Source organism: uncultured Veillonella sp., assembly GCF_963543145.1.
Taxonomy (GTDB): Bacteria; Bacillota; Negativicutes; order Veillonellales; family Veillonellaceae; genus Veillonella.
The window spans coordinates 59332-68661 of sequence record NZ_CAUTZP010000012.1 but is presented as its reverse complement, the minus strand read 5'-3'; the positions used below and the strand labels follow the sequence as shown (position 1 = coordinate 68661).

Here is a 9330-nt window from a genome sequence, read left to right as displayed (position 1 = left end):
AAATTTGAGATTTATAATTGATCCGTCATAACAAAGTGTTACATCGGATATTACCAAGATTAGCGTAGGATGCCTACCGCTGTGGCCCGCACTTTAATGCGACACGCACGACCGAGGTCATCCATGGTGTGCTTATCATTCACAGGTATCCCCTGTGCTTCACAAGCGTTTCGTATGGGTTCAACTACACATTCATCACTATCGCGCCCTACAAACACATACTTCACAGTTCCTTTTGCAATGTTTTTCAACGTTTGCTTAGCACCGATTGTTTTGTTCATCGACTTCAGATGGGCAATGTCCATAGTAAATTCTCCTTACGAAATTATGCTACTTAGGCATACTTGCCCCTGAGCACTCTGTAAGTATATCAATTACACTGGTCATTGTCAAACGTTTTTCATGGGACAACACCGCTATACAACTGCATTTTATATGTACACGTTTCCGTGCGTTTCATAACACTTAATCATATAAATCTATTTCTAATTTTTATACAGTATTTTATGTTTTTAACTTATTTTTATGCACAATATTAATATTATGTGTGTTAATCACATTTTATGTATGCGTAATTGATATAGAACAAGTATAAGTAACAAAAATTTTATGTATCTTTTTTAAGTACAACCATTATAAGTAAATAGCAATTATATATAAAAAGAGCGCACCCTAAGGCACGCTCTATTTTATATCCCTATAGATTATTCTTCTACAGTTGTTTCTTCAGTAATATCGATGATTTCAGGTGTGTTTTTCACAACCTCAATTTTGCGGTAACGGCTCATTCCAGTACCTGCAGGAATCAATTTACCGATAATTACATTTTCTTTTAAGCCCAATAATGGATCAATTTTGCCTTTGATAGCAGCGTCGGTAAGAACACGTGTTGTTTCTTGGAAAGACGCAGCGGACAAGAAGGAATCCGTTGCCAAAGCGGCTTTCGTAATACCCAATAATGTGCGTTTACCTGTAGCAGTTTCACGACCATTAAGAGTAAGACGACGGTTTTCTTCATCAAAGGTATTAACGTCGACCATATCCCCTGGAAGCATATCTGCATCGCCAGCTGTTTCAATTTTAACTTTATGAAGCATTTGACGTACGATAACTTCGATATGTTTATCGTTAATTTCTACACCTTGAGATTTATATACTTTTTGTACTTCGTATACAAGGTAACGTTGAGTTGCTTCTGTACCCATTACGCGCATAATATCGTGAGGGTTGATAGAACCTTCAGTCAAACGAGCGCCCAAGGATACAACATCACCGTCTTTAACGATAATGCGAGAACCATAAGGGATGAGGTAATCAAGTTCAATACCGTCTTCACCAGTAATGAAGATTGTATTTGTACCTTTCTTACCTTCGTTAGGTACAACGCGAACTGTACCTTCGTTTTCTGCAATGATGGCATTACGTTTTGGTTTACGTGCTTCGAACAACTCTTCGACACGTGGCAAACCTTGTGTAATATCGTCACCTGCGACACCACCAGTATGGAATGTACGCATTGTTAACTGTGTACCAGGTTCACCGATGGATTGCGCCGCAATAATACCTACCGCTTCACCAACTTGAACTTGGTTACCAGTACCTAAATCGCGACCATAACATTTGCGACATACACCATATGGGCTGCGGCAAGTCAATACAGAACGGATTTTAACAGTTTCATAGTGTTTTACAACTTCATCAGCCAATGGTTCTGTGATTTCACCGTTAAGAGGAACGATAACTTCGCCAGTTTCCTTATTAACTAATTCTTCAGCTGCAATACGGCCTACGATACGATCTTTCAACGGCTCAATAACACCAGTACCTTCAACGATTGCTTCCACTTCAATACCATGGATTTCATTATTGCGTACTTGTACTTCTTTTACATCAGAGTTAAGAATCGCTTCGATACCTTCTTCAGTGAGGCGTGTATCAGCAGGGAAAATTTCTACGCCTTCGCTGTCAACGATAGCATGTACAGTATCCTTGTTCAACATATTTTGAACCATAGTTTCTTTTAATGTTGCACGGATGCTATCATCGCTTTCACCAAGAATAATTTTTTGAACCAAATTAGTATGGTTGATATCACTATCAGAGCCTAGGTGCGCACCACGCAATGCAATAGATGTTACACCGGATTCTGCGATATCTGCCAAGCATTGTTCGTCTAAGATAGTTTCAGCAGGAACAACAAGCTCGCCTGTTTCTACGTTCACTACATCTTTATCTAGAACACGACCAATGAGTTTGTCTTTCAACAATTCCAAAGCTTGACGCGGAGATGTAGCCAAACGAGCGCGTTCACGAACGAGATCGATACCTACAACATCACAATCGTCCTCACGAACGATAACGTCTTGAGATACGTCAACAAGACGACGAGTCAAGTAACCGGAGTCAGCTGTACGAAGCGCTGTATCGGCCAAACCTTTACGAGCACCATGAGAGGATGTAAAGTAATCCAATACAGTCAAGCCTTCTTTAAAGTTTGCTTTGATTGGCAAGTCGATGATACGACCAGATGGATCAGCCATCAAACCACGCATACCAGCAAGCTGACGGATCTGTTGTTTGTTACCACGGGCACCAGAGATAGCCATCATGTAAACAGGGTTGAAGCCATCTTTATCGCGCGCCATATTATCCATCATGGCATCAGTAACATCTTCTGTTGCTTGAGTCCACAATTGAATAGTTTTACGGTAACGTTCTTCTTCTGTAATAAGACCACGGCGATACAAGCGAGATACTTTTTCTACTTCTTGTTCCGCAGTGTCTAATAAACCAGTTTTTACTTCTGGTACTTTAATATCTGCAATAGCTACAGTCATACCTGCGCGACGTGCGAAAGAGTAACCCAAGGATTTAATACGGTCCAAGAGTTCTGCAGTTTTTTCATTGCCAAACAATTGGAAGCATTGGTCAACCAATTTACCAACCGTTTTCTTATCCATAACCTTACCTAAAGAGTAAGTGCCATCTTCACGTTTTTCATATTGCCATAATTCTGGGAATAGAGCATTATTGAAGATCAAGCGACCTGCAGTTGTTTCTACACGACCGTGGTCAGGTAAACGGATATAAAGAATATCTTGTAAGCCAATGATATGAGATTCATATGCAAGCATTACTTCGTCATAAGTAGCAAATGTTTTCGCTTTATCACGAGTGTCTTCACGTACAACTGTTAAGTAGTATGTACCCAAGATCATATCTTGAGAAGGTACCGCTACTGGTTTACCGTCTTTAGTAGACAAGATATTGTGGCTAGAAAGCATCAATGTACGAGCTTCTGCTTGTGCTTCTACAGACAATGGTAAGTGACACGCCATTTGGTCACCGTCAAAGTCGGCGTTGAAGGCTGTACATACTAATGGGTGCAACTTGATAGCACGTCCTTCCCAAAGAATTGGTTCGAAGGCTTGAATACCGAGTCTATGCAATGTAGGGGCACGGTTCAAGAGAACTGGATGTTCTTTAATTACCTCTTCCAAGGATTCCCATACGCCAGGGCCTATTCTTTCAACTTGGCGTTTAGCAGCCTTGATATTGGATGCTTGGCCGCGTTCTACCAAACGTTTCATAACGAAAGGCTTGAACAATTCCAATGCCATTTCTTTAGGCAAACCACATTGGTGCATTTTAAGTTCAGGACCTACTACGATAACGGAACGACCAGAGTAGTCAACACGTTTACCGAGCAAGTTTTGACGGAAACGACCTTGTTTACCTTTAAGCATATCGGACAAGGATTTCAACGGACGGTTACCAGGACCTGTTACAGGACGACCGCGACGACCATTATCGATCAATGCGTCAACAGCTTCTTGAAGCATACGTTTTTCGTTGCGCACGATAATATCAGGAGCGCCTAAGTCTAACAAACGTTTCAAACGGTTGTTACGGTTGATAACACGACGGTATAAATCATTGAGGTCAGATGTAGCGAAACGACCACCATCTAATTGAACCATTGGGCGCAATTCAGGTGGGATCACTGGAACGATGTCCATAATCATCCATTCTGGGCGATTGCCAGATTGGCGGAATGCTTCTACTACTTCTAAGCGACGAACCGCACGAATTTTGCGTTGACCACTAGCAGTGTTCAACTCTTCACGCAATTCAGCATTCAATGCTTCAAGATCAAGTTCTGCTAAGAGAGCTTTTACAGCCTCAGCACCCATGTCGATACATGCGAAGAGAACCTCTTCAGCAGCGCCTAATTCATAACGCTCTTCACGAGTCAATTCTTCGTATTCTTTATCAGCTTCTGGGATTGTTGCATCATCGCGAAGAGCAGCATTATAGCGCTCTTTGCGTTGTGCTTCACGAACAATAGCTAAACGTTCATTGCGTTGAGCTACTGTTTCGATTACGACGGATTTACCACCGATAGTATAACCATCTTCGTTAAATTGAGCCTCATATTCGCGGTATTCTTGCTCGGACAACAATTGACGCTTTGCCAATGGAGTACCAGCTGGATCTACTACGATGTAGGAAGCAAAGTATAATACGCGTTCCAAGGAACGTGGAGATACGTCAAGGATAAGGCCCATACGGGATGGGATACCTTTGAAGTACCAAATGTGAGATACAGGAGTGGCCAATTCAATATGACCCATACGTTCACGACGTACTTTCGCACGTGTAACCTCTACACCACATTTGTCGCAGACTACGCCTTTATGGCGAATGCGTTTATATTTGCCGCAGTGACATTCCCAGTCTTTTGTTGGTCCAAAAATGCGTTCGCAGAATAGACCATCACGTTCTGGCTTCAACGTACGGTAGTTAATAGTTTCAGGTTTCTTAACTTCCCCATGAGACCAAGCTAAGATCTGCTCTGGAGAGGCTAAACCGATTCGCATGGAATCGAATTCATTTACGTCTAGCACTACTATCGCTCCCTTCCTTATAGATAGTTTTAGTCTTCATCGTTAGAGGAGTCGCCCATTGGGAACGCCAATTGGCTAAGGATATCGTCTTCACCGCCGTTGTCAGCTGGTGCTTCTTCCTCTACTTCTGGTTCTACTACAGTTACTTCATCAGTTTCTACTGCACTGCCTTCCATAACTTCTTCAATACCAGTTTCTACCACTTCATCTTCGTCATCAAGTTCTTTCATAACAACTTCTTCTTGATCTTCATTCAAGATTTTTACATCAAGACCAATACTTTGAAGTTCTTTGAGCAATACCTTGAAGGACTCAGGTACACCTGGTTCAGGGATGTTTTCGCCTTTGACGATTTTTTCGTATGCTTTCACACGACCAACAACGTCGTCAGACTTAACAGTTAATAGCTCTTGAAGCGTATAAGCTGCGCCATATGCTTCGAGAGCCCAAACTTCCATTTCCCCGAAACGTTGACCACCGAACTGAGCTTTACCGCCCAATGGTTGTTGTGTAACAAGGGAGTACGGACCTGTGGAACGAGCATGGATTTTATCATCAACTAAGTGATGGAGTTTAAGCATGTATACATAACCAACAGTTACACGGTTATCCATTGGTTCACCAGTACGACCATCGTACAATACTGTTTTACCATCATCGGATCGACCAGCAATGCCTAATGTTTCAAATACGTCTTTTTCGTGCGCACCATCAAATACAGGTGTAGCAATATGAATACCTGCTACATCTGGTTTTGGCATGCCATATGTTTCATAGTCGTAACCAAGACCTTCGAGTTCATGACGAATTTCAACACGTTTAGCACGAGCAGACTCAATATGGTTCAATGTAGTTTTAACTTTATTAATGGCTTCTAATTCTTCTACAAGAGCTGGATCCATTTCAGGAGCGTCTTCTTCAGAGTCAAAGAATTCTACATGTAGCGCATTATATTTAGCTTCAATAGCTTTAAGTTCTTGATAACGAGCTTCACCGCCAAGCGCTTCAAGTTTCTTTTGTGCTGCAGATTCTACATGACCAAGAATTTGAGATTTTAAGTCAATGATTTTTTCATCAATATCAAAATGAGGAACTGTCACATCATCTTTAGCTTTTGCTTCTAATTCTTCAATTTCAGCATATAAGCCGCGAATAGCTTCAATTTGCTCCCAATAAGATGCATCAGTACGTGCTTCTTTCAATACATTTTGGATATGAAGGTCTGTAGCTTTGATTTTCATACCTAAACCTTGAACAGCCCAACCCAAGTGAGTTTCAAGAACCTGACCGATGTTCATACGAGAAGGTACGCCCAATGGGTTCAATACGATTTGTACTGGAGTACCATCAGGAAGGAATGGCATATCTTCTTTTCTCATAACGCGAGAAACGACACCTTTGTTACCATGACGGCCCGCCATTTTATCGCCTTCATGAATCTTACGTTTTTGAGCGATATATACGCGAACAAGTTTATTTACACCCGGTTGTAATTCGTCGCCGTTTTCACGAGTGAAGACTTTAACGTCTACAACTTTACCAGATTCCCCATGAGGTACGCGCAAGGATGTGTCGCGAACTTCACGTTCTTTGTCGCCAAAGATAGCACGCAATAAACGTTCCTCTGGAGTAAGCTCAGTTTCACCTTTTGGTGTCGCTTTACCTACGAGGATATCGCCAGGGTGTACTTCTGCACCAATGCAGATGATACCATCTTCATCAAGGTTTTTAAGTGTGTCATCACCAGTATTAGGTAACTCGCGAGTAATTTCTTCAGCGCCTAATTTAGTGTCGCGTGCATCACATTCGTATTCTTCAATATGAATGGATGTATAGATATCTTCTTTGCAAAGTTCTTCACTAAGCAAGATAGCATCCTCGTAGTTATAACCTTCCCAAGGCATGAACGCTACAAGAACGTTATAACCTAACGCCAATTCACCACCATCAGTAGCAGGACCGTCAGCCAATACTTGGCCTTTTACAACATGGTCACCACGATTAACGATTGGTTTTTGGTTAAAGCATGTGGATTGGTTAGAACGAAGGAATTTGTTCAAACGGTATGTATCAACACGACCATCGCTATCGCGAAGTACGTGGATTTCATTACCCCAACAACGTACAACTTTACCAGCTTCACGAGCGAGTACGCAAACGCCGGAGTCAGTAGCTGCTGTATATTCCATCCCTGTACCAACAAGTGGAGCTTGCGCGCGCAAGAGTGGTACCGCCTGACGTTGCATGTTCGCACCCATCAAGGCACGGTTAGCATCATCATTTTCAAGGAATGGAATCATAGCTGTACCGATGGATACAACTTCTTTAGGACTAACGTCCATGTAGTCAACCTTATCAGGTGTAACCTCTAATACGTCATGACCACGACGACATGCAACATGTTCATTAGTAAAGTAACCTTCAGCATCAAGTGGGGAGTTCGCTTGGGCGATTGTCATACCTTCTTCTTCATCTGCAGTCATGTAAGCTACAGAATCAGTTACACGTACTTTAATCACCTTGTCAGCATCCTCACCTGTACCGTAAATTTTTTCTACTTTACGATATGGAGCTTCAATGAAACCGAATTCGTTTACTTTCGCATAGTTAGATAAGGAGTTGATCAAACCGATGTTTGGACCCTCTGGAGTTTCAATAGGACACATACGGCCATAGTGAGAATGATGCACGTCACGAACTTCGAAGCCTGCACGCTCACGAGATAAACCGCCAGGACCAAGGGCAGATAGACGACGTTTGTGAGTCAATTCTGCTAATGGGTTTGTTTGGTCCATGAACTGGGACAACTGGGAGGAACCAAAGAATTCTTTGATTGCTGCCACTACGGGACGAATGTTAATCAACGCTTGCGGCGTGATAGATTCGATTTCTTGAATTGTCATACGTTCACGAACAACACGTTCCATGCGAGTCAAACCAATACGGAATTGGTTTTGCAACAATTCACCTACGCAACGAAGACGACGGTTACCCAAGTGGTCGATATCATCTGTATGACCTGCACCATCCATAAGGTTGAGCAAGTAAGAGATGTTAGCAATCATGTCTTCGCGAGTTACTGTGCGGTGATCGAATGGCAAGTTACAGTTATTACAAATAACTTTGGACTCTACACCATCGTTATTTACGATGTAAAATTCAGCAAAGCCTTCGCCATCGAATACATGGCTATTTGCTACGATATCAAGTTGTTCTTCCCCAACTTGTACGCCTGCATCAAGGATTACTTCCCCAGTTTCAGGATCTACGATAGGTTGAGCCAATGTGTGACGCAACATACGTTGACGCCAGCCAAGTTTTTTGTTCAGTTTATAACGACCAACGCGCGCCAAGTCATAACGGCGTGCATCGAAGAACAAATTATCAAACAAGTTACGAGCAGACTCTACAGTAGGAGGCTCACCTGGACGCAATTTCTTATAGATTTCAACCAATGCTTCATCAGCAGATTGAGTTGTATCTTTTTCTAATGTACGAACGATGCGTTCATCATATACTGGCAAACCATCTTCATCAGTTTTACCATTCCAGAAGAGGTCAAGGATGCTTTCATTAGTATCCCATCCTAATGCACGCACTAATACAGTAGCTGGTAATTTACGGTTACGGTCAATACGAACAGCCACAACTTCACTTGCATCAGTTTCAAGCTCAATCCATGCGCCACGGTTAGGAATAACTGTGGAATCATACAAGCGGTTACCCATTGTATCGATTTCTTTATTGTAATAAACACCTGGAGAACGTACCAATTGGGATACGATAACACGTTCTGCGCCATTGATGATAAAAGTACCTGTGTCAGTCATCAATGGGAAGTCGCCCATGAATACTTCTTGCTCTTTAATGTCCATATTTTCTGGATCATTATTTACTAAGCGAATATTTACACGAAGTGGTGCTGCGTAAGTAGCATCACGATTTTTACATTCATTAATATCATACTTAGGTTCACCTAAGCTGAAACCTTCGAAAGAAAGTACTAGATTACCTGAATTGTCTTTAATCGGAGAAATATCGTTGAAAATATTTTGTAAACCACTCTCCAAGAACCACTCATACGATTTACGCTGAATGTCCAATAAATGCGGCATCTTGATAACTTCGTTAATTTTAGCATACGTATAACGAGTTCGTTTGCCTACCTGTTCAGGTTTGAACATATTTGCTTTCACCCCTATCAAAACACACTGGTCTACCATTTTCTATAACGGCATGGAAAAGACATCTTTCAGGTCTCAGTTTTCCTGCTTGGACAACGTCAAATAAAGCAAGGCCTATTTCATTTTTTAAAATAACCTTGCTTCCCATTAACCAAGCACAACCTTGGAAGAAAACCTCATCACTATTTAAGTTATAGTTTTTACATCCAAAAGCAGAAAACGCTACTTTTGCAATATAT

3 protein-coding genes are annotated in these 9330 nt (G+C 41.7%); all 3 read right to left on the bottom strand.

The window, feature by feature from the left end:
* Window positions 1-59 precede the first annotated feature (59 nt).
* The 3 genes from RWZ05_RS06630 to rpoB all read right to left on the bottom strand — a co-directional run bounded on the left by RWZ05_RS06630 (window position 60) and on the right by rpoB (window position 9091).
* Window positions 60-305 (bottom strand): ribosomal L7Ae/L30e/S12e/Gadd45 family protein, encoded by a 246-nt coding sequence (locus tag RWZ05_RS06630; RefSeq protein WP_314643067.1) that lies wholly within the window; start codon window positions 303-305, stop codon window positions 60-62.
* Between the two features lie 399 nt (window positions 306-704).
* Window positions 705-4907, bottom strand: coding sequence for a DNA-directed RNA polymerase subunit beta' (gene rpoC, locus RWZ05_RS06625; protein ID WP_314643066.1), 4203 nt, complete (start codon window positions 4905-4907; stop codon window positions 705-707).
* Window positions 4908-4936: 29 nt separating this feature from the next.
* The gene (gene rpoB / locus RWZ05_RS06620) at window positions 4937-9091 is read right to left on the bottom strand and encodes a DNA-directed RNA polymerase subunit beta (RefSeq protein WP_314643065.1); all 4155 of its coding nucleotides are present in this window, start codon (window positions 9089-9091) and stop codon (window positions 4937-4939) included.
* Window positions 9092-9330 lie beyond the last annotated feature (239 nt).

Coding starts and splice junctions, on each gene's coding strand:
- RWZ05_RS06630 (WP_314643067.1), bottom strand. CDS start 305: ATGGACATTGCCCATCTGAAGTCGATGAACAAAACAATCGGTGCTAAG.
- rpoB (WP_314643065.1), bottom strand. CDS start 9,091: ATGTTCAAACCTGAACAGGTAGGCAAACGAACTCGTTATACGTATGCT.